Genomic DNA, 22,212 nt, shown 5'->3' on the forward strand with positions numbered 1-22,212 from the left:
AATATAAAAATTTTTTAAAAAGTTGTAATTTTTAGACAGATGACAAAGTATAAATTCATACTTAGCGGAGGAGGAACAGGAGGACATATCTATCCTGCGATTGCGATTGCAAATGAATTGAAATTACAATTTCCTGATGCAGAGTTTCTTTTTGTAGGTGCCAGAGATAAAATGGAAATGCAGAAAGTGCCTCAGGCAGGTTACGAAATAAAAGGTCTTTGGATTGCTGGTTTACAGCGAAAATTGACATTGCAAAATTTAATGTTTCCTCTTAAACTGGCAAGCAGTTTATTGGAATCAAAAAGAATAATTAAAAAGTTTAAGCCCAATGTGGTAATCGGTACGGGTGGTTTTGCCAGCGGACCTTTATTGCAAGCGGCAGGTTCGGCAGGAATTCCAACAGTGGTTCAGGAGCAGAATTCTTATCCAGGAATTACAAACAAATTGTTGAGCAAGAAAGCCAATGCAATTTGTGTGGCTTATGAAAATTTAGAGCGTTTTTTTCCAAAAGAAAAAATTGTTTTAACAGGGAATCCGGTTCGTCAGGATTTAATTGACATTGAAAGCAAACGTGAAGAAGCAATTGCTTTTTATGGCTTAGATCCGAATAAGAAAACATTACTGGTTTTAGGAGGAAGTTTAGGAGCAAGAAGAATCAATCAGTTAATTGAAAAAGAATTGCAAAATTTCCTTTCGCAAGATGTTCAGGTAATCTGGCAATGTGGAAAATTATATTTTGAAGATTATAAAAAATACAATCAGCCAAATGTAAAAGTGGTCGATTTTATTGAAAGAATGGATTTTGTTTACGCAGCATCGGATGTCATAATTTCACGTGCAGGTGCTTCATCAGTGTCAGAATTGTGCATTGTAGGGAAACCAGTGATTTTTATTCCGTCACCTAATGTAGCTGAGGATCATCAGACTAAAAATGCACAAGCGATTGTTGATGCTAAAGGTGCGATTTTGTTGAAAGAATCTGAGCTTGACAGTCAGTTTAGCATTGTTTTTGAAGCGCTGCTGAAAGATTCTGGAAAACAAAAACAATTAAGTGATAACATTAAAAAATTGGCAAAACCAAGAGCTACACAAGATATTGTGGCTGAAATTGTCAAGTTAATTAGATAAGCTGTAAGCTATAGGCAATCAACTTTAAGCTTGAGAATGCTATCTAAAACGTAATATAGATTAAAAGGATAAAAGAGGATTAGAAAATAAAGACAAAAGTTATAGGCTTACAGCCTAAAGCTTACGGCATAAAGCAAAAAAAAAATGAATTTAAATCAAATACAAAACGTTTATTTTATTGGTATCGGAGGAATCGGAATGAGTGCTCTGGCTCGTTATTTCAAGTTTATTGGAAAACAAGTTTCAGGTTACGACAAAACGCCTTCTATGCTAACTAATGAATTGATTGAGAGTGGTATTGATATTCATTTTGAAGATGATATAAGCTTAATTCCAAAAGATTATTATTTGGAGAATACGTTGGTGATATATACGCCAGCGGTTCCAAAAACACATTCAGAATGGAATTATTTTATTGAAAGACATTACCAGGTTAAAAAAAGAGCTGAAGTTCTTGGAATCATAAGTAAAGATACTTTTTGTTTTGCAGTTGCAGGAACGCATGGAAAAACAACGACTTCTAGTATTTTGGGGCATATTTTGTTTCAAAGCGGTGCTGATGTAACTGCTTTCATTGGTGGAATTGTAGAGAATTATAATTCAAATTTAATCGGAAGCGGAAAAACGGTAACGGTGGTAGAAGCAGATGAATTTGACAGATCATTTTTGCATTTGCGTCCAGACATCGCTTGTGTGACTTCTATGGATGCGGATCACTTGGATATTTATGGAACTAGTGATGCAATTGAGGCTTCTTTTAGAGAGTTTGCTTCAAAAGTAGAAGATAAAAATAATCTCTTCATTACAAAAGAGTTGCCTTTAGAGGGAGTTCAATGTGCTGTAAATGAAGATGCTGTTTATAAGGCTTTTAATGTTCGCATTGAAGATGGGGCTTATGTTTTTGATGTGCAGACGCCATCAGAAATTATGAAAGATTTGCGTTTTGGATTGCCTGGAAGACACAATTTAATGAATGGATTGATGGCTATTGCGATGGCTAAGACTTTCGGCACCCCGACCGATTCTATTGCAAAAGCCATTGCTTCATTCAACGGAATTAGAAGACGTTTTTCATATCAAATTAAGAGTGAAAATTTAGTATATATTGATGATTATGCACATCATCCAACAGAAATAAATGCTGTTCATCAAGCAGTTAGAGAGTTGTATCCAGGACGTAAAGTTTTGGCAATTTTCCAGCCGCATTTGTTTAGCAGAACAAGAGACTTTGTCGACGGATTTGCAGCAAGTTTATCGCAGTTTGATGAAGTGTTTTTGATGGATATTTACCCTGCTAGAGAGCTTCCGATGGAAGGAGTAACTTCTGAGTGGCTTTTGGGTAAAATGACAAATTCGAACAAAAAGATTGTTACAAAAGAAGATTTATTAGGTGAAATTAAAGCCAGTGATGCACCTATTATTGTAACAATTGGAGCTGGTGATCTGGGAGAGATGGTTCCGTCAATTAAAAAGGTTTTAAATGAAAATATTTAATTGGGCAAATATTAGATTAGTACTTATTTTCGGACTGGTTTTGTTTCTATATTCTTTCGCTAAGCACCGAAATGGCGATCGAAAATTGAAAAAATCAGTAGTCGTTTTTGTAGGAGAAAATACGCTTTTTGTGAAGCCAGAGACGGTTAATAAATTGTTGATAGAAAATAGAAGAGACGCTTCCAGTATTAGAAAAGATGAACTAGATTTGAATAAGATAGAGAAAACCCTCGATACGCAAGAGATGATTGAGAAGTCAAACGTTTTTGTAAGTATTGATGGAGTTCTAAAAGCAGTAGTAAAACAGAAGACGCCCATAGCAAGAGTTTATGACGGCGCTGCTTCTTTTTATATTGACTATGAGGGAAATAAAATGCCCTTATCGGACAATTTCACTGCGCGAGTTCCTCTTGTTTCAGGGGCAATAAATGAAAAAAATAACGAAGATTTAGCAGCTTTATTTCGCACAATTTATGACGATGCGTTTTTGAAAAAAAACATCATTGCTGTAGAGATTATGCCGAATGGAAGCTTAAAAATGTTTAATCGTAACTATGATTACTTCATAGATTTTGGAAGAACGATGAATGTTGATAAGAAATTTAGAAACTATAAAGCCTTTTTTCAAAAAGCAGTTTTAGATAGTTCGTTATACAAATACAAAAAAATTGACCTTAGGTTTACGGAACAAGTAGTTTGCACTAAATAATAGAAAATGGAAAAAGATAATATTGCAGTAGGTCTAGATATTGGAACAACCAAAATCGTTGCCATGATTGGCAAAAAAAATGAATATGGTAAGTTGGAGATTTTGGGCATTGGTAAATCCAAAAGTTTGGGTGTTGCCAGAGGAGTAGTAAACAACATTACGCAGACGATTCAATCGATACAGCAGGCGATAGTCGAAGCAGAAAATAATTCAGGATACAAAATTAAAGATGTGGTTGTGGGTATTGCCGGACAGCACATCAGAAGTATTCAGCATACAGATTACATCAGCAGAAATAATCCAGAAGAAGTAATTGGCGAAAAAGATATTCAGCTTCTAATCGATCAGGTAAACAAACTGGCGATGTTACCGGGAGAAGAAATTATTCACGTTTTGCCACAAGAGTTCAAAATTGACGGACAGTCTGAAATTAAAGAGCCAATCGGAATGTATGGCGGAAGATTAGAATCTAGTTTTCACGTTGTAGTTGGACAGGCATCTTCAATCAGAAATGTTGGGAGATGTATTCAGAGTTCAGGAATAGAATTGTCTGGATTGACATTAGAACCATTAGCTTCGGCAGATGCTGTTTTGAGTCAGGAAGAAAAAGAAGCTGGTGTTGCGCTTATCGATATTGGTGGTGGAACAACAGATTTAGCTATTTTCAAAGACGGTATTATTCGCCATACGGCTGTAATTCCTTTTGGTGGAAATGTAATTACAGATGATATCAAAGAAGGCTGTTCGATCATCGAAAAACAAGCTGAACTTTTAAAAATAAAATTCGGATCTGCTTGGCCAGGCGAAAATAAAGATAACGAGATTGTTTCTATTCCAGGTTTGAGAGGAAGAGAACCAAAAGAGATTTCGCTTAAAAATTTATCTAAAATTATCCACGCAAGAGTGGTGGAAATTGTAGAGCAAGTTTTTGCAGAAATTAAAGCGTACGGACACGAAGATCCTCGTAAAAAGCTAATCGCTGGAATTGTATTAACAGGTGGTGGTGCACAATTAAAGCACATTAAGCAGCTGGTAGAATACATTACAGGAATGGATACAAGAATTGGTTATCCGAACGAGCATTTGGCAGGAAACTCTGGAGAAGAAATCTCTAGCCCGTTATATGCAACTGCAGTAGGATTAGTAATGAACAGTATCGAAAACAGTTCGCAAAGCGCTGTTAGAATGGAAATGGTAAAAGAGCAACCAAAAATTGTTTATAGAACCGCTCCGCCAGTACAGCGATACGAAGTAGAAGAAAACTACGTTGAAAGAGTAGAAACCATTGATGAGCCTGAAGAAGTTGTAAGTCAGAAGGTGCCTAAAAATGAATCTACTGAAACCAAAATAAGAAGATCATTTTTTGATCGATATGTCGACAAAATCAAAGAATTTTTAGACAACGCAGAATAATAAAAGAGAAGGATTATTTCTTGCCCCAAGTCAAGAAGTAAAAAATGTACTTAATAAGAATTTCAAAAAACCAAAAAGATGATGAGCAACTCAGAATTTGGAAGTATTTCATTTGATTTACCAAAAAATCAATCAAATGTAATCAAAGTAATAGGTGTAGGTGGAGGCGGAAGTAACGCAATTAACCACATGTTCAAACAAGGTATTAAAGGCGTAGATTTTATCGTTTGTAATACCGATTCGCAAGCGCTTCAAAATAGTTCAGTTCCCAATAAAATTCAGTTAGGAGTTAATTTAACTGAAGGGCTAGGAGCTGGAGCAAATCCAGATGTTGGACAACAGTCTGCAATTGAAAGTATTTCTGATATTGAAAAGATGTTGGATCGCGGTACTAAGATGGTATTTATTACTGCTGGTATGGGTGGAGGAACTGGAACTGGTGCAGCTCCGGTAATTGCGCAATTAGCAAAAGAAAGAGAAATATTGACAGTTGGTATCGTGACCATTCCGTTTCAGTTTGAAGGGAAAGTGCGTCAGGAGCAAGCTATTATTGGAATTGAGAAATTGCGTAAGCAAGTCGATTCTTTAATTGTAATCAACAATAATAAATTAAGAGAAGTATACGGAAATCTAGGTTTTAAAGCTGGATTCTCGAAAGCGGATGAAGTTTTGGCAACAGCCTCTAGAGGTATTGCCGAAGTAATTACGCACCACTATACTCAGAATATCGATTTACGTGACGCGAAAACTGTTTTGGCCAACAGTGGGACTGCTATAATGGGGTCTTCTGTAGCTGAAGGCGAAAACAGAGCTAAAGATGCTATCGTTTCGGCTTTGGATTCTCCATTGTTGAATGATAATAAAATTACAGGTGCCAAAAACGTATTGTTGCTTATCGTTTCTGGAACTAATGAGATTACTCTGGACGAAATTGGAGAAATCAACGATCATATCCAAGATGAAGCTGGTTACAACGCAAACATTATCATGGGAGTTGGTGAAGACGAAAGTCTTGGCGAAGCTATTGCAGTAACTATTATTGCGACAGGTTTTGATGTAGAACAACAAAATGAAATTGTAAATACAGAACCAAAGAAAATCATTCATACGTTAGAAGATGAGCAAAGAAGTGTTCATAATCTAACCAATAAACCGCTTGCATCTTTTGATTTAACTGTGGATACACCAACAGCAAAAGTGGAAGATAAAGTAGTTTTTGATTTAATTGATGATGACGAAACTTTTACTCCGACTCCAGTTCAAGCTGTTGCTCCAGCTATCAATCAGGAAGAGTTAGTGGTTATGTCTGAGTTTATCAAAAATCTTGATGTAACTTTCGAAATTGTTTCGCCAATTACCGATATCGATTTTACAATCTCTGCTCCTGAAACACCAGTAGCAAGAGAAGTGCAACAGCCACCAGTACAACAGCAGCCGGTGCAACAGCAAAGAGTATTTGAAAGAGAAGAGCAAACTACTTTTTCTTTTGATCTTCCTTTGTTCAAGCAAGAGCCTATAAAAAGAGAACCAGTTGTTGAAGATAACAGAGTTTTGTTTGAATTGACAAATGAAACTCGTGATATTAAAGTAAACGATCCAGTACAATTTGTTCCTGTAACTGAAGTTTCAGACAACGGAATCATTAAATATTCTCTAGAAGAATATATGGAAGTTGAAAACGATTTATTGGCTTCTAAACCAGTTGAAAAAGTAGTTGAAGAAACCATCCCAGAGGAATTAAACATCACGTTGAAACCAAGACCAGATTTTGCTAGTCAACCTGATTTGGCTACAACTTCTGAAGTTTCTCCTTTAGAATTAACTATTGAAGAAACATTGCGTTTAAGAGCTGAAGAAAGAAGAAAGAAACTAAAAGAATTTAACTATAAATTCCATAACAATGTTTCTAGAATTGATGAGTTGGAAAAAGAGCCAGCTTATAAAAGATTAGGAATAGATTTGTCTAATTCACAATCTAACAATACAAATTCTAGAATTTCTGTTGGAACAGATAGTAACAACGATTTGCAATTACGTTCAAACAATTCATTTTTGCACGATAACGTAGATTAATTTTAGAATCATAATATTTGGTAACCCGAAAATTGGATTTAATTTTCGGGTTATTTTTTTTATCTTCGCACAGAATTTCAAAATTTGACTTCCTAAATAGGTTTTTAAAGTGAATCTTATGGTCACCCTGAGCGAAGTCGAAGGGCCAAATTAATATATCAATTAATAAGCTTCGGCTTATTTTAAATAAAACATAAACATGAGTTTACAAACACAAATCATGGACGAAATCAAAACGGCCATGAAAGCAAAAGATACAGTAGCATTAGAATCTTTAAGAGCAATTAAATCGGAATTGTTATTAGCTTCAACAGCTTCTGGATCTAAAGAAGATTTATCAGAAGATGAAGAAATTAAATTACTTCAGAGATTGGTTAAAACTCGTAAAGAAAGCGCAAGAATCTTTACAGAGCAAAACCGTCCAGATTTAGCAGAACCAGAATTGGCTCAAGTTGCTGTAATCGAGAAGTTTTTACCAGCTCAATTAAGCGAAGAAGAAGTAGAAGCTGTAATAGCAAAAATTATTGCTGAAACAGGAGCTTCTGGAATCGCTTCAATGGGTAAAGTAATGGGATTAGCATCTGCTCAATTAGGAGGAACTGCTGAAGGAAAAACCATCTCTACAATTGTAAAGAAATTACTTTCGTAAATAATAATTTTAGATTTTAGACTGTAGATTTTAGATTCCAATCAGTAATCTAAAATCTATAATCTAAAATCATAAATAAACTGACCTCGTAGTTCAACTGGATAGAATATCAGATTTCGGCTCTGAGGGTTGGGGGTTCGAACCCCTCCGGGGTCACTTTGAAAAGAAAAAGCCTGAGAATGTAGATTCTCAGGCTTTTTTTGTGGTTCGAAAATTTTCAAGCTTTTCTTGTAGTTTTATAGGTGCCATTATTTAAAGGAAATTTTGGTTCGAATCCCGTCATGGATTTGTCACGTCTTACAATTCTTTTTCAGGTTCAAAAGTTAAGGTTTAATTCCCAACCTATTGCCCAAATCCGTTGTAGCAGTTATGAGATGTTTTTCTCTTTTAGGTATTTAATAATTGACTTAAAATCGGGTTTAATAAAAGTCTTTATTTCCATTTCTTTTAGCTTTTCTTTCATTAATTCATTTACATCTGATAAACTAATTAAAATTATTTCACTATTAGGAATATGTAATTTATAATCTTCTAATTGAATTATTGTGCTAAATGGAAGACTAGAATAATTTCTTGAGTTTTTAATCTCAATAATAATATTACCATAAATGTTTTCTATTGTAATATCTGGTCTGAATTTTCCGTATTTTCTTTCAGCATAAACGTTATAATTTGGAAACGCCAAAGTAATTTCTGAAATTAGATTTTGAATATATTCCAATTCATTTATATTTTTTGAGAATTCCATATTGTTAATTTATAGGTTGAAATTTAAATGTTTTTTCATTAGTGAAAGTAAGATATTCGACTATATACCAAATAATTATTGCAAATAATGTTGAAATTGAACTTGAAACAATACTTTCAATATTACTTATCCATCCTAATTTTTTTGCTCCAATATTTAACAATAAAATTGTTATTGGAATTATTAATAAACGAAGTTTATTATTTTCAAGTTCTTTTGAAAATTCTTTGTTTCTATTCGGAATTTTCCCGACCAAAATATAGCTATCTTCTGACGAGATTATAACTTCTTGATTAATTTTTGAAGTATCTATATTATTATTCTCAAAATAGTTAATTAATATTTTGTGATAAGAATTAACTTTAGTTTTCAATGCGACATAAAGGTTATTTGTTGGAGGAAGTTCAATTTGGATAACCAATTCATGTCCAGTAATTTGAAATAATAAGGTTGAATCAGAAGCCTGAAAACCATGTACAAAACAATTGTGAAGTATAGGTCTGTTCTGATAAGCAGTATTATTAATTATATTGATAGAGGAACATTATTAGATGGAAAAAGAACTTGAATTATGTTCAACAAATTTTGCGGTGTATTATTAAATGTCAATTTTAATTCTGCGGTCATAATTTAAATTTTAATAAAATATCTTATAATGTGTTTTTAGCAATTTTGATCAAATATCTCATAACGTGTGTTGTGCGACGGTACTATATTTCTGTTATTTCAACTGAGTAATTTCCTAATTTAGGTGAATTTTTACCAGTTATAATTATACTTGGTTTTGCAGAATTAAAGTCAAATTCGGTATTAGCAAATCTCGAATTAAAATCTAAATGAAAATCATCTTTTGTAATTTTAATTCCTTTTTCGTAAATATCTAATTTAATCATAGGCTCAAAACCACCGATAATTAATATAACTTCTAAAACTTCAATTGTAGTTTGTCCAGCTACTTTATACTCTACAAGTCCATTAAATTGAAAACCATCGTTTCCATATTCTTCTTTATTATTTAGGCTATCTTTAAATTGATTTAACGCGCTTATACTTTTATCCATTTATGTTTGTTATTTGTTTGTACATTAATATTGCTAAACTATTTCCTGTATTCTGGTAGTGGTTATTAAAATGGATTTCGTTTTGTAATTCAGGCCATCTTCCTGTTTCTTTTCTTATAATATAGACAAGTTCTGCTTCAATATTTTCTATTTTTTCCTTATCTAAATCCTTAAAATTCCAGATTAAAATTTTAATTGTGTTCAAATTTTTCCATTTGTATCCATGATAACCATTTTTGCCATCCGCATTGAGTCCTCCATTTAATCTGTTTTTAATACTTCTTTTTGTTGTTCCAACATAGAGAACTTTATTGTTAGTATGTAGAACGTAGATTTTGTAATCTAATCCTGTTAAAGGTTTGAAAAGTTTTAATACTACTTTTTTTGACTTGAAATCTATCCAGCTTTCAATTTTTAAATCTTTTAAGATTAAATCAAATATGTATGGATTATTATCTGTCATTTATTTTTTCCTATTTATTTGGCAATGTCGCACAACGTTCCCGCGCTACAAGCAGTTTGGGATTAAATTAAGCCCATTCTTCGGATTTGCCAAATATTCCAAATACAAAACCATTTTTAAATTAAGCCTAATACCTAAATTGCTTGTAGCGTGTGTTAGTGGCAGTTTTCTATTCTTATGTGTGCTTTTTTTTCGGTCTTTCATAATTCCAAAAATCTTCCATCTTTAGTGCACCTAATAGAATTCCTATTTTTCCAATTATTATTTTTTCTTCTGGATAATTCATTTGATCTTCTTTTGAAAAATGTGACTCCGGCTTCGCAATTAAAATAAAACCACCATCATTTAATTCAGCTGGTCGTTTGTGATAATCTATATCACTATGATAATAAGCGTCACTTAAGTAGACAATAACAGGTGTCATACCTCGCTGACGATTAATTTTGAAAATATAACTATTGGAAGTTGAAATGTCTTCCATTGATTTCACGTTGTGGTGAGATCCAACAGTGTCATGAAAGAAGTCTAATATTGAACGGTGCAAATCTTTTCCCATTATATAATTTTTTTTGATTTATTGAGCGACATAAATTTAATGAAGTTGTTATTATCCTTTTCTAAAAAAGAGGTTATGTGAAGTGGTAAATTAAATCTATATAAAAATTCCTGTTCTAATGAAATAAGTTTTTGAGCAAATTCTTGTATTTCTTTAGTAGAGTTAAGATTTACCTTTTGCACTATATCAATATCGTTAATTTCAGACTTTTCTAAACTCGAACCAATCAAATATAATTCTTCAACAAAAGGGTATAAACTAAATTTTTTTTCTAACCATTTTATTATTTCTCTGAAAACTTTCTCGTTAATTTGTTTCATACTCTTTTAAAATTTCTTTTGGAAATTGGTATTGCGAATAGTCAAATTCAGCGTCTTCACAATGTTTTTCAAACGCATAGATGTGATTTAAAAGTTTTTCAAAAATATCCTTTTTCTGATCAGGAATTACTTTAAGGTTTGATTTAACCGTGTTCGTAATAATACTATTGTTTGGTAAAATTTTTTCACGCCTTACTTTATACCAGAGTGTTAAATCCCAACGTATAGGCTCTTTAACATCTGCTCCAGAGTTTGGACCAAATTCTTTAAATATCTTTCCGTTTTCAATAAATATTGGTTCTAAGTATTGAAGAAGTTCCTCGAAAATTTTTATTTCTGGCGTCAAGTCCGTTTGATGTTTATCACTAAATTGTGATTCTAATAAAGCCTCAACTGCAAGAATTTTTTCTAAACTAAGAGAATTAAGCAAGACATACAAAGTTGTTAAATCGATAATATCTTTTCCTTGCTTAAATTCTATTGTTTTTCCAGTTATTTTATCAATAGATTCTTGACTATATTTTTCTTGTCTTCCCGTTAGTATTAAAACAACTAATCGTTTATAATTCTTATAGTGTCCATTATCAATATACTTCTTTAATGTATGCTTAACTTTTTCAATGTTCGAAGTTGCAGTTACCTGAACTGCCAAAGTTCCTTTTTGATCTCTTAAATCGATACTGTCGTAATTTTTCCCTTCAACATAATTTACGTTTTCAAAATTGCAATTATAAATTATGTTTAGAATCTCAATCAATACATTTTCAGCATGCGCATTAATGCTAAACTCTCCGTTAGCATTCAGGATTTTCACCTGCTCACTAAAACGTGACAAGTATTTGCTTATTGATAAAAGAGATTGATGTTGTTTCATAGGTTCAAAATTGCCACTAACGTTCTGGCGCTACACGAGGTTTGGGATTAAAGATGCGATGTTTTCGGTTAAACACAAATTTTCCAAGGACAAAACCATCTTTAAATTCAACCTAAAGCCCAAATCTCGTGTAACGGCTGTTGGCGGTTCGGTTGTTTATTTCCACTTACTTCTTCTAATTTTCCATTCTTTCCAAAATTCTAAATATCCATTTCTTTCAAATTCATCTTCTGGAATCGTTTTTTCTCCGCTTTCGACATAAAATTCTTCTACTTTATCTACAAATTTTAAGACTTCAGATTTGTAAAAATCAAAACCTAGTAAAGTTTCTTTTCCACTTTCGGTTTTAAGTTTTATACATCCATTTTCGTGAATAACTTCCCAATCAATTCCGTTTGGACAGCCACCAACGTAAACTTCTTCCGTATCTTCCGTAAAAACTAAAAAGTGTCCACAACAAGGAATTAAGTGTTCTCCAACTTGGTTTTCTTTTGTGTGATTTCTTTCTAAAGTTCTCAATAAAAATAACGCAGTTGCGCTTAATGTCCAATCTTCGTCTTCTTTAATTCCCGCAATTAGTTCGTCTCCAATTATAACTTTCACATTTCCGTGTGCACATAAATCTGCACTAATGTCTTCTTTAAAGAGCCAATGCATTTCATTAATTTCAATTGAAAACTTATTTGCGTTCATTTAGATATTTTAAATTTCAAGTATTTTTCTGCGTAAGTTCGGTTTCAACTGACCGCCAACTGGTATATATGTCTGACGATTTCCGACTTATCTACCCTAAATTGGGTCGCTATGCCTGACAAATGTTGGTGTTTTTTGTTTTCAAAAATAGGATTTTTATTTCAGAAACGATCAAACGAACTTTTTATTTATAGAATACTTTTCATACTAACATTAGTGTGAATTTCGATGGTCTTGCTACATTGCTTAATTAGCGAGAACTCGACTCTACCAATAGCGATATTAAATTCAAATAGCAAAATTAGACATCATTTAAAATCTTTAAATCTTCTAATAAATGGTTCGAATTCTGTACCATCAGGGTCACATAAAAAAAGCGCAAGCCAGTAAAAATAGGCCTTGCGCTTTTTTATTTATGTAATTTCTTTATATGTGCTCGAGAATATTCAAAAAAAATGAAATAATTTTACTTATTATATTTTTCAAAGAGTTTAATAGCCTCCGTTTTTAAGTCACTATAATTTAAGTCATCATTAAACCCTATTCCTGAGTTATAATGTGTGTTCCCTTTACTGGCGCAAAGGAGGTATTTTGTCCCGCCCAATTCAATAGAAATTGGTGAAAACTCCGTTTGTACTCTCAAGACAATTTGACCTGAATCGTTTATTAAATAGAAGAGATGTTTATTATAAATATTTCCTTTATTTTTATTTTCGTAGCGCTCAAATGCTTGTACCTGATAGCCATTCCATTTAAATTGATCATAACAAAACATATCTTTTAAATTGTCTTTTAATTCTCCCTTTGCATATGCCTCATAGAGCTTGTCTTTGTAAGGTTTTGCTTTTTCATATTCTTTTCTAGAGTAATAAATTTGAATAAGTTTTGCATAAGAATGATAATCAGCAGGATCTAATTGAATGAGTTCGATGAAAACGGGCTCTGCTTTTTCGTAATTTCCTTTTAAAGATTCTAAAAGTCCAATGTTAAATAAGACATTTATGTATGAATGTGATTCTTTTGATATTTTTGATTTTGCTGTATAATAGGCTTCTAGCGCTTTGTCATTTTCTTTTTGCTCGTAATAAATTTGAGCTAACATTAAATAAGGTCTGTTTGGACATTCCTTTTGCAGTGTTGCCTTCTTATAATTTTCAAGAGATAAATTAAACTCTTTAATTTGATAATAAGAATCACCAAGTCCGCTATAAGATTCTGCATCATTTGGATTTAAATTTATTGCATTTTGAAAATAAGTTATAGCTTCATTGTATTTACCCATATAGTTTAATGTAGAAGCTTTTATATAAGCGGGTGCAGGATCTTTGCTGTCTTTATTTATAGCTAAATCCATGAATTTAATGCAATTTGTATCGTCTTCTTTCATGTAATAAGCAAGTCCAATGTAATAGAGAGATTTTGCTGAAAAATCTTTGTATTCAGAAGTGTATTGACTAATTATTTTGTCAAATTGCTGAGTGTCCGATAAGTTTTTAAGCTCATTTGTTACTTTATCTTGAGCAAGAATCGCTAAGCTGAAAAAGATTAAAATGAATGTTAAGATATTTTTCTTCATATATATTCTAGATTATTGCATTCCCAGTTTTAATTTCCCCATTTCGGATATAATTGGCTAAAATTACTCCCGTTGTAGTTACCGTACTTTCAACTAAAGAAAATGCGGACGGATTTGCATTATCATCAAAAAGCTTTTTTCCTTTCCCAAGTAACAAAGGATGAATTTTTAAGCGAAGTTCATCAACCAGGTCATTTTGCAATAATAAATGAATCAGTTCGCTGCTGCCCCAAACTTGAATGTCTTTTCCATCAGAATTTTTGAGGTTTTTGATATCATCAAGACTTTCAATAAAAACGGAATTTTTCCAATCTGATTTTTGTCTGGTTTTAGACAAAACATATTTATTTCCATTATTAATTCCTGGCCAAAATTCGGAATGTTCGGGCCAATAATTTTCCCAAATTTCGAATGTTTTCCTACCCAAAAGATAATCTGCCGGTTGCAGTTCGTTTTGAACCGCTTTATTGTAAGCTTCGTCACCGTATGGAACTGTCCAACCTCCAAATTTAAAACCTTCAGATGTATCTTCTTTTGGCCCGCCTGGAGCTTGCATTACGCCGTCTAATGAAATCATCGATAAAACAATTATCTTTTTCATAATAGCTAAAATTAATTACTTCAATTTGATTTGGCTATGTTTCAACTTAGGTTTGTTGTATTATTTTTTCTTAGAATTTCTAATAATATAATAAACCGAAAACGCAAAAACTACAATATATATAACTGCCATTGCAGGATTCTCAAATTTTAAACTTTTAAAATCAAATTGCTTGTATAAAGTTACGCCTAAAATGATCGCAATAATCCAAAAAACAAATGTAATAGGTTGGTTTTTATTTTCCATGGTTCTAAGTTTAAAGTTAATTTTAATTCCGATTAGTTGCCATCGTATATGATAACACTTTGAAGTCCGAGTTTTTCTAAATCTACTTCGATATTTATATTGGGATTTTCTGCCAGTTTTAAGATTGATTCTCGCATATTAGTTCCAGAAACGACTCCAAAATCATTTTCAATGGCAATTTCAATAAACTTCAAAAAATCATTGAAATATTCTTTGGAATTAGTTGAAACTAAATTAGCGCGGTCTAGCCACAATAATTTTAAGTCTTCGTTTGTAATCCAGTTCATGATTCCTGAACCATAAGAGTGCGTAGATCCGGATGGTGAATTGTCTATTTGCGAAATAATTGCTTCAGCAACAGATTTTGGTTTTGCACCAACATTTCCAGAAAAAATTCTACGTCCTAAAATGAGATGCGGATTAAATGCAGCACATTCAGAAAACATTATTAATGTTAGTGCCGTAGCAAGATCATCAGCTGCGGTTCCATTTTGTTTGTAGAATTCGTCTGTATCTTGTAGCATCTTCTGCATGAATGTTTGATATTGCTCGTCTGGTTTTTTCTTCCGAGTTTCGATCTCATAAAGAAGTTTATGGGTTTTGAAATCTTCGCCAAAAAATTGACAATATTCCAAGACAGCATTAATTCTTTTGTCATTATCAGAATTATGAAACAAAAGATAGTTGCCTAATTTTGATTCAAAGTGCTTTTTAAGCAAATTTCCTTCACCTGTAAGATCGGGAACTACTTTTTCATAAAAGTGTTTGTCACTAAAAAAATGTAAGGTATTCCAATCTCCCATTATTTTTTTTCTTTACAGTTTACTTTGTTCAGTACTTAAAATATCAAAAATAGTCTCACTCTTAAAGTTTTCTAGAAACAAATTGATTAGAGGAACCGTTGGGCTTTTTGGATATTTTTTCAAGAAACGATTAAATTCCTGAATGTTTTCTGGATAAATATATTTTTCGTCTGAAGACCTTTCGGCCGTTGGCGTATTGTCTTGACCCACCAAATAATCCATTTGGTAATTTTTGTATTGCTCTTTTACAGATGGAATTAATTTTGAATTCGGGTATTTGACCATAAAATTTTCCCACGAAATGATTCGGTCGCCCAAATCTTTAAAAGAGATTACAAGTCCTGCATCTGCAGAATAGAGCGACTTATTTTCTTCACTCTTTAAGTACAGATAATCTTTATAGTCATTCGTTACATAATCTTTGAAAATCTTATAATAGAAATCATGAAGCGGATCTATTTCAACGTATCCTTCTCCAATTTCAGAATACTCCAATTCATGTTTAGAAAGTCTTTCGCCCAAAAGTTTAACCGCTTTTTTGTCGGCTTCGTCTTCATTATAAAACTTATCCAATACTCCAGATTCTTTTGCGGCGATCTCTTGTAATAAAGTGCCATTTGCTTCAAAATATTTTTCATACAATGCATTGGCCGCTTCTCTGTTGGGTAATGATTTTAATTGGAGAACCACTTCATTTTTGTTTTTAGAAAACTGTTCTAATAAGTTAGAATCTGATTGTGCTGTTTTGGCATCATCTTCAACTTTAAAACTGTCTTTTTTTATTTCTGCTTTGCCAGAAACGCTTTTATTAGCTGTTTGTTTGCAAGAAGAAAGTAAAATTAAAGAAGTAATAGCGATAATGAATTTTTTCATTTTATAGGTTAAATTTTTTGTAGTGTTTTTTAAAATAAAAAAGGACAAAAAGATAAAATTCTTCTTTGCCCTTTATTTTTTTAGAAATGCATTAGATTAAAGAAAATTACAAAGACTTAAATTCGCCCGAACCCTTAAAGTCTTTAAACTCTGAGTATACTTCTATACCAAGAAGTATCCATTTTCTAGTTCCTCCAGCCTCATATTCAAAGGTGTTTTTCTTTTCTGTTTTATTTATAATAATGTACACTGTAGACCATCCTGTACCACAAATAAATCCAGTTCTTCGAATCATTGCTGAAGTAGCATTTTCGCCATCGGAATTAGCGTACAATTCGATTTTTGAAAGGAGATCCTCTTCAAGAACAATATTTGAAAAATAGTTATTGTGATTTAAAGACTGCGTTTTGGTTTCCCTATTTTCAAATTCAAATTTTTTATCTTTTTCCTCTTTGCTTGGCCTTGCGATAAAAGATAAAGCAAAAAAAGCAAAAAGAATCGCAGCTGAAAGGCTAACTTTGTTGCGAATTTCTGAAGCCGTTTTTGTACAAAAAATGACAAGCCCTAATACTGTGGCAATGTTTACTATCGCCCAAATTAACTGTATCATAAATTTAGTTTTGGTATATCAAATGTACATTTTATTTTAAAAATAAGAGAATACTTATTTTAATTGTTCATCAATAATTGCTGCGATATCGGTATTTGAATAATCGTAAGCCAGAATAGTTCCATTTTTGTCAATGACAACGCGAGTCGGGATGCCGTTTACTTTGTAACTGGTAACTACTTCTGTTTTTGAATCAAAAACAACGTTGAAGTCAAATTTTTTATCAGTGATATAAGCAGAAACTTTTTTAAATATATCTTCTTCTTTGCCATTTTCCCAAGTGTTTACAAACAAAAAGGCAACATCTTTTCCTTTGTATTTAGTCACTAAATTCTGCATCTTCGGAAAAGAAGCTTTGCATGGTCCACACCAAGTTGCCCAAAAATCAAGAACGACCACTTTACCTTTATAATCAGAAAGTTTTGTTTCTTTTCCGTCTAGATTTTTTAAGGTAAAATCAATTGCATTTGTACTTCCAAATCTTTCAATTAGATCTTTGCTTTTGTTTTCTTTTGCTAATACATCTGTTTTTTGCTCAATTGCATTAAATTCTGCAAGAGGCAATTTCTTCTCGATATAAATCTCTTTTAGTTTAGCTAGAAATACTGATGATGTATTGCCTTTACTAATTTCGTCGTCAATATAAGCTTTTACTTCGTCTTTGCTTTTCACCTTATCCATCATTGTCAAATAGCGATCTTTTCCTCCAGAATCCAAACCGTTATTCTCTTTTACGGCACTTTGATATTTAAACGCCTCTTCATATTTGCCTTGTTTATAAAGCAAAAGCGCATAAGTGTCTGCAAACATATTAAATGACTCTTTATATGCAGGATAATAGCTTTCTTTATTTCTCTGTTCAAGTAAATACATTGCTCTCTCAGATACTTTTACAACAAAATCAAGATCTTTTACTGGCGTAGTAAGGTCTCCTCCCGATTTCCCCCAAGCAAAGTCGTTGTACAAATCACTAGCGTTTTTTAAATATGGTTCTAATGCAATTGCTTTTTCATATTGTCCATTCTCCAAATATACCGTTAGTAAAGCGCGATAAAAAGTTCTCGAAGATTCTGCTGAAATATCTTTAAACTTGGCGTTGTAAGTCTTCATGCTTTCCATAATTGAAGCCTCCGTTTTATTAGGCTGATCATAGAAGCTTCGCATAAAAAACATTTTTTCAAGTTTACCTGTAGGATACCTAGCCGAAATTTCTTTTCCGAGTTTTTCAGTTTCTTCGGGTTTACTGCTGCCTTGAGAAATATTGTAAGCAAGAGTTAAATACTCTTCTGTGTTTTTTTCAATGCATTTTGATGTGAAAGCAGTCAGATCTTTTTGGCCTTGTTCGGCATTAAGAGACTTCTTTAAATACAAATAATTTACAGCATCTTTGTCTTCTCTTAGTTTTGGATATTTTGCAAATAAAGCGTCATAAGCGGCAATAACATTTTCTTTTTTGGTATCTAATTTTAGGTTTAAAAAATGATTCCCATAATTTCTCATGAAAATTTGGTTCATCAGCGATTTTCCTAATTCAATATCATTTTGTGTTTTTAGCAATACCGAATAACCTTGGTCTTTATTGCTGTCAGCGATTTTGTGCAGATCATTTATAGTTACCATAAGTACTCTAGCCGAATCGGAAACTTTTGTGGTGAATTCATAACGTTTTCCGTCCTTTTTTAAAGAAACTAAATCATTAGAAAAATCATCTGAAATAGCATACAAAACATTTGCTTTAGCATTGTCTTCTATAACAAGACCTTGCGGTGGTTCGTAAATATAGGTATTGGATTTGCCTACATTGAATTTATTGTTTTTTAAATAGATTTTTCCGCTTTGAGAAAAAGCGGTGTTGAAGATTGCAAAGAGGAGTAAAAGAATAGTTTTTTTCATTTGTTTTTGGTTTTTTGATTGATGATTTCTTAAATTTTAACGAATGCTAAATTATACAATGTTGTCTTTGTGCGATTTTTATTAAGAAAATATTAGCATAAAAAACATATAATAATTTCAGAACAATCAAAAAGAAGTTAGATCGTAGAAGAAAAATGGGTTTCTTTTATTCCAATTGCAGTCCGATAAAATTCGTAACCTTTTTCAGAGCGATCGGGGAGAAATCTATTGCGGTATTCATCCGCTCCGAAATCTTCCAAAAGTTTAATTCCAAACAGATTTAAAAAGCTAGGCACTTCGTCAGGAAGTAAACCAAAAGTCCAGTGTTCTTCTATGCTTTTAAGATCTTCTAACAATTTTTCCCCTCCTAAAAAAGCATCAGGATTTTGAAGGATGTCTTTATGTACGTAAGTAAAAATAATTTGACCCTTGTTGGCAAATTTTGAAATAAACGAAAAAGTACTTTTTACCGCTTCTTCGGTTAAATAATTGGTAACACCTTCCCAGATTATCGTGGTAGGTTTTGAAAAGTCAAGATTGTGTTTTAATGCCAGCTGATTTAGATCTTCTTTATTAAAATCAATCTGAAGAAAAGTCACATTTTCTGGAATCTTACCGATACGTTTCTTATAGATTTCAGCCTTAAAATTTGAAGTATTCGGATGATCGATTTCTATTACGGGAATCGATTTTAAAGAATCAAGACGAACTGCTCTGGTGTCAAATCCGGCACCTAAAATAATGACTTGTTTTACGCCTTCGGAGATCGAATTTTCCAGTAAACTATCAATATATTTTGTTCTTGCAATTCCTGAAGAAAGAGCTCCTGGAATCTTTTTGTTTATGATGCCATTAATATATTTTCTAAAAAAAGGAAATTGAGACAGACGTACAGCCAGTCTCAGTTTAAAGTCTATAAAATGTATGGCATAAGGATCAGAAAACAATCTTTCGTTCGCATTGCGTTTAGTTTCCAACGCTCTAAAGAAGGCCATATATTGTGCCGTTCTACTTGTTTTTGCAGCTTTCATTCTGCTTTTATTTCTTCGAAAATAAATTCTCTACCACCCAAGCTGGACCAATCAATAAAAACTGAAGATCTTTAAGGAATGAAGGTTTTTTACCTTCGATATTATGCCCATAAAATTGTCCAATCCATGCCAAAGCAAAGACACCAATCGAGAAGATCCATAACGGAACCAATTGCGAGATGTAATAATTGACAACTAGGCAAAGCATAGAAAAAATGGCAATTTTAGCCGCCATTGCAATCGATAATCTCACGTAAAAAACGAGAACAAAAAGCAAAACCAGAAATGCCCAATTTTCAATAATAGGAGCATTTAATTGTAAGTTATTGGAGATTATCGTACTCGGAATACTCAAAAGTAAACCAACGATCGAAAAGTAAATAGCAGGGACACAAATATAATGTATCGCTTTGTTTTTTGGGTTCTGATGACTTACGGCATATTCTGCAAACCATTGATCTAATGTTCTCATTTTTGTGGTTTTAAGGTTAGATGCGTAAATCTAATGAAATTTCTTTTAGGTTTTACCGTGCTCTATTTTCATTATTTCATCGACAATAGAAATGGCTTTTTCTAATGTAATTCCGTTCTCTTGGTCTAGCGTTAAAGGATGATTTTCTTCGATCATTTTTATCTCTGGAATTAATCCTAAACCTTGTTCAATGGCGATAGATTTTAAAGATAAAGTTTTGCCATAAGTAGGCACATTGGTCTGCATCCAGCCAAAATAAGGTTCTTGATTTACTCGATTGGGATCTTCCCATAAATCCATTCGCAAACAAAAATTATCTTCACTTATTGTAGTCCATACATTAAAAACCAAATCTTCATGATAATCTAGAATAGGAATGGTTAATCTGCCACGATGAAAAAAATGTTCTTCATCGATATAACACCAGCTTCCTCCGAATTCAATTCTTTGTTCTCTTTCTTCGGGCGGAATGGAAAAATAATAAGCAGGAAATTCATTTCCAAAACACAAAGGCATTTCATCGAAAACCTCTCCGCAACAAGAACATGTGTAGGTATACATTTTTAATTTTTTAAAGAATCAACTTTCTGGTTATACTGAAAAACATTATCCCATAATTCGTCAATGGCAACAAGTGCTTCATTGACTCTAATTACATTCCATTTTCCGTTAGTTTCTATTCCTAAACCAATGCTTTTTAGTTTTGCTAAAGCATCGTTTACATCAAAATCCAAATCGGTATTTAGTTTGATTTTAAACCAAGATTCTATTTGATCGTCTAGCTCTTCGGCAGTTAAAGATTTTTCACTTTCGTGCAGAAAAGTATAGGCAAGAATCGTTTCTTTCAAAGCTTCTTCTTCAGACGAATTTAATAAAGAATAAAATGCTCCGCTATTGTTTCCAACATTCTTAAAATACAAGCTATCTGAGAGTGTTTTAGAATATCTGATTTTTTTGTTTATAAAGTTATTGTATTGACGGAAACAATACGCTCCTAAGATCCCCAATGCAATTAAACCTTGATTTAAGGACGTTTTACTGTTTAAGAGATCAATTGTTTCGCCCGTTTGATAAGCTTCGTACATATTAATCAAAGCAGGAATCACTTTGGCACTTAATAGAGAAAGTCCACCAAAAACACCCGGAACCCAAAGCAATAATTTATCCTTCAGAGACATTTTCGGAATGGCATTTGGAAAAACCGTTTCGAGATCATTCTTAGGAACACGTTTAAAGATTTTTAATGCAATAGAACCTGGATCGATTGGCATTTTACCCAATTTGACTTTCTTTTCTTTGAGGTAATCTGCATCGCTGTAATTGAGGTAAATGAGAACACGATCGTAATATTCGATCTCTACTTCTTTGGTCCAGAAAAAATATTTTTTGACTTTTTCTTTTGCTTTATGATGCCCACGCGCGTAGAGTTCAAAATCTTTAAAAGCATTAAAATCGATGGCAAGATTCAGACCCACCAAATCAGATTCATTAAAGGCTTCGTCTAATGCATTCTGATTGATTCTGTAGTAATTGCCACGCTCTAAAACTTTAAGAAGTGTTTCTTTAAAAACAGGAAAATTGCTTTTATTGATAAATTGCTCACGTTCTTTCTCGCTTAAATCGGGATCGTAAAGGGCGTAATGCTGTTTTAGATTTCGATTAAGATTAAAAGATTCGTAATGATAATAATGTTCGATGATTTCGAACAATTTCTTAAAATCGCTAACCTTTTCTGGATTTTCGGCAAAAGCTGCAATTTGCTGTTCCAGTAAGAATTCTTTGTTGAATGGAATATAATGTTCTCTAGTCATTTGGACTTTAATTTCGTGGCATTTACAGAACGCAAAAATAGTGCTTTTTTTTTAGGTGCAAAGAGGCAAAGGGGCAGAGGTACAAAGTGGCAAAGAGACCGAGAACATTCAGTTT

Annotated in this window: 25 protein-coding genes and 1 tRNA gene; 7 read left to right on the forward strand and 19 right to left on the reverse strand. The window is 32.6% G+C overall.

What is annotated here, in order from left to right:
- The first annotated feature begins 39 nt into the window (after window positions 1–39).
- The 7 genes from murG to SOM12_RS06535 all read left to right on the forward strand — a co-directional run bounded on the left by murG (window position 40) and on the right by SOM12_RS06535 (window position 7,622).
- On the forward strand, window positions 40–1,128 hold the full coding sequence (gene murG / locus SOM12_RS06505) for an undecaprenyldiphospho-muramoylpentapeptide beta-N-acetylglucosaminyltransferase (RefSeq protein WP_095928588.1): 1,089 nt from the start codon (window positions 40–42) through the stop codon (window positions 1,126–1,128).
- Window positions 1,129–1,272: 144 nt separating this feature from the next.
- Entirely contained in the window at window positions 1,273–2,622 is a 1,350-nt protein-coding gene (gene murC / locus SOM12_RS06510) for a UDP-N-acetylmuramate--L-alanine ligase (protein ID WP_095928589.1), read from the forward strand.
- A complete protein-coding gene (locus tag SOM12_RS06515) occupies window positions 2,609–3,331 on the forward strand; it encodes a cell division protein FtsQ/DivIB (RefSeq protein ID WP_248729504.1) in 723 nt (240 codons plus the stop codon). Before murC ends, SOM12_RS06515 begins: the two co-directional genes overlap by 14 nt.
- 6 nt (window positions 3,332–3,337) lie before the next feature.
- Window positions 3,338–4,744, forward strand: coding sequence for a cell division protein FtsA (gene ftsA, locus SOM12_RS06520; protein WP_320492818.1), 1,407 nt, complete (start codon window positions 3,338–3,340; stop codon window positions 4,742–4,744).
- 78 nt (window positions 4,745–4,822) lie between these two features.
- Window positions 4,823–6,817 (forward strand): cell division protein FtsZ, encoded by a 1,995-nt coding sequence (ftsZ, locus tag SOM12_RS06525; RefSeq protein ID WP_095928592.1) that lies wholly within the window; start codon window positions 4,823–4,825, stop codon window positions 6,815–6,817.
- A 199-nt stretch (window positions 6,818–7,016) separates the two neighbouring features.
- Window positions 7,017–7,466, forward strand: coding sequence for a GatB/YqeY domain-containing protein (locus SOM12_RS06530; RefSeq protein ID WP_320492819.1), 450 nt, complete (start codon window positions 7,017–7,019; stop codon window positions 7,464–7,466).
- Window positions 7,467–7,548: 82 nt separating this feature from the next.
- A tRNA-Arg gene (locus tag SOM12_RS06535) sits at window positions 7,549–7,622 on the forward strand.
- Between the two features lie 211 nt (window positions 7,623–7,833).
- On the opposite strand, the gene SOM12_RS06540 is transcribed toward SOM12_RS06535, so the two are convergent.
- The 19 genes from SOM12_RS06540 to SOM12_RS06630 all read right to left on the reverse strand — a co-directional run bounded on the left by SOM12_RS06540 (window position 7,834) and on the right by SOM12_RS06630 (window position 22,097).
- Window positions 7,834–8,214, reverse strand: coding sequence for a hypothetical protein (locus tag SOM12_RS06540; RefSeq protein ID WP_320492820.1), 381 nt, complete (start codon window positions 8,212–8,214; stop codon window positions 7,834–7,836).
- A gap of 4 nt (window positions 8,215–8,218) precedes the next feature.
- The gene (locus tag SOM12_RS06545) at window positions 8,219–8,635 is read right to left on the reverse strand and encodes a hypothetical protein (protein WP_320492821.1); all 417 of its coding nucleotides are present in this window, start codon (window positions 8,633–8,635) and stop codon (window positions 8,219–8,221) included.
- A 289-nt stretch (window positions 8,636–8,924) separates the two neighbouring features.
- A complete protein-coding gene (locus tag SOM12_RS06550) occupies window positions 8,925–9,275 on the reverse strand; it encodes a hypothetical protein (protein WP_320492822.1) in 351 nt (116 codons plus the stop codon).
- A complete protein-coding gene (locus SOM12_RS06555) occupies window positions 9,268–9,738 on the reverse strand; it encodes a GIY-YIG nuclease family protein (RefSeq protein WP_320492823.1) in 471 nt (156 codons plus the stop codon). The genes SOM12_RS06550 and SOM12_RS06555 overlap by 8 nt, the downstream gene beginning before the upstream one ends.
- A 175-nt stretch (window positions 9,739–9,913) precedes the next feature.
- Complete coding sequence (locus SOM12_RS06560; RefSeq protein ID WP_320492824.1) at window positions 9,914–10,294, reverse strand: hypothetical protein; 381 nt, start codon at window positions 10,292–10,294, stop codon at window positions 9,914–9,916.
- On the reverse strand, window positions 10,294–10,614 hold the full coding sequence (locus SOM12_RS06565; RefSeq protein WP_320492825.1) for a hypothetical protein: 321 nt from the start codon (window positions 10,612–10,614) through the stop codon (window positions 10,294–10,296). The genes SOM12_RS06560 and SOM12_RS06565 overlap by 1 nt, the downstream gene beginning before the upstream one ends.
- A complete protein-coding gene (locus SOM12_RS06570; RefSeq protein WP_320492826.1) occupies window positions 10,601–11,488 on the reverse strand; it encodes an SMEK domain-containing protein in 888 nt (295 codons plus the stop codon). The genes SOM12_RS06565 and SOM12_RS06570 overlap by 14 nt, the downstream gene beginning before the upstream one ends.
- A gap of 156 nt (window positions 11,489–11,644) precedes the next feature.
- Window positions 11,645–12,181 (reverse strand): hypothetical protein, encoded by a 537-nt coding sequence (locus SOM12_RS06575; RefSeq protein ID WP_320492827.1) that lies wholly within the window; start codon window positions 12,179–12,181, stop codon window positions 11,645–11,647.
- A gap of 466 nt (window positions 12,182–12,647) precedes the next feature.
- Window positions 12,648–13,757, reverse strand: a complete 1,110-nt coding sequence (locus SOM12_RS06580; RefSeq protein ID WP_320492828.1) for a tetratricopeptide repeat protein — start codon at window positions 13,755–13,757, stop codon at window positions 12,648–12,650.
- A 7-nt stretch (window positions 13,758–13,764) separates the two neighbouring features.
- Window positions 13,765–14,358 carry a dihydrofolate reductase family protein gene (locus SOM12_RS06585; protein ID WP_320492829.1) on the reverse strand — a complete coding sequence of 198 codons (594 nt, stop codon included), beginning with the start codon at window positions 14,356–14,358 and terminating at the stop codon, window positions 13,765–13,767.
- Window positions 14,359–14,418: 60 nt separating this feature from the next.
- Window positions 14,419–14,604, reverse strand: a complete 186-nt coding sequence (locus tag SOM12_RS06590) for a hypothetical protein (RefSeq protein WP_320492830.1) — start codon at window positions 14,602–14,604, stop codon at window positions 14,419–14,421.
- Between the two features lie 32 nt (window positions 14,605–14,636).
- A complete protein-coding gene (locus tag SOM12_RS06595) occupies window positions 14,637–15,407 on the reverse strand; it encodes a hypothetical protein (RefSeq protein WP_320492831.1) in 771 nt (256 codons plus the stop codon).
- A gap of 12 nt (window positions 15,408–15,419) precedes the next feature.
- A complete protein-coding gene (locus SOM12_RS06600; protein ID WP_320492832.1) occupies window positions 15,420–16,280 on the reverse strand; it encodes a hypothetical protein in 861 nt (286 codons plus the stop codon).
- Between the two features lie 106 nt (window positions 16,281–16,386).
- Entirely contained in the window at window positions 16,387–16,890 is a 504-nt protein-coding gene (locus SOM12_RS06605) for a hypothetical protein (RefSeq protein WP_320492833.1), read from the reverse strand.
- A gap of 54 nt (window positions 16,891–16,944) precedes the next feature.
- Window positions 16,945–18,783, reverse strand: a complete 1,839-nt coding sequence (locus tag SOM12_RS06610; protein ID WP_320492834.1) for a TlpA disulfide reductase family protein — start codon at window positions 18,781–18,783, stop codon at window positions 16,945–16,947.
- A gap of 137 nt (window positions 18,784–18,920) precedes the next feature.
- Complete coding sequence (locus tag SOM12_RS06615; RefSeq protein ID WP_320492835.1) at window positions 18,921–19,814, reverse strand: class I SAM-dependent methyltransferase; 894 nt, start codon at window positions 19,812–19,814, stop codon at window positions 18,921–18,923.
- Window positions 19,815–19,821: 7 nt separating this feature from the next.
- Window positions 19,822–20,286, reverse strand: coding sequence for a DUF962 domain-containing protein (locus tag SOM12_RS06620; protein ID WP_320492836.1), 465 nt, complete (start codon window positions 20,284–20,286; stop codon window positions 19,822–19,824).
- Window positions 20,287–20,331: 45 nt separating this feature from the next.
- Window positions 20,332–20,847: a DUF2199 domain-containing protein gene (locus SOM12_RS06625; protein WP_320492837.1), complete on the reverse strand. Its 516-nt coding sequence runs from the start codon at window positions 20,845–20,847 to the stop codon at window positions 20,332–20,334.
- A gap of 2 nt (window positions 20,848–20,849) precedes the next feature.
- A complete protein-coding gene (locus SOM12_RS06630) occupies window positions 20,850–22,097 on the reverse strand; it encodes a TMEM143 family protein (protein ID WP_320492838.1) in 1,248 nt (415 codons plus the stop codon).
- Window positions 22,098–22,212: the final 115 nt, after the last annotated feature.

This window comes from Flavobacterium sp. CFBP9031, assembly GCF_034044945.1.
GTDB lineage: Bacteria > Bacteroidota > Bacteroidia > Flavobacteriales > Flavobacteriaceae > Flavobacterium.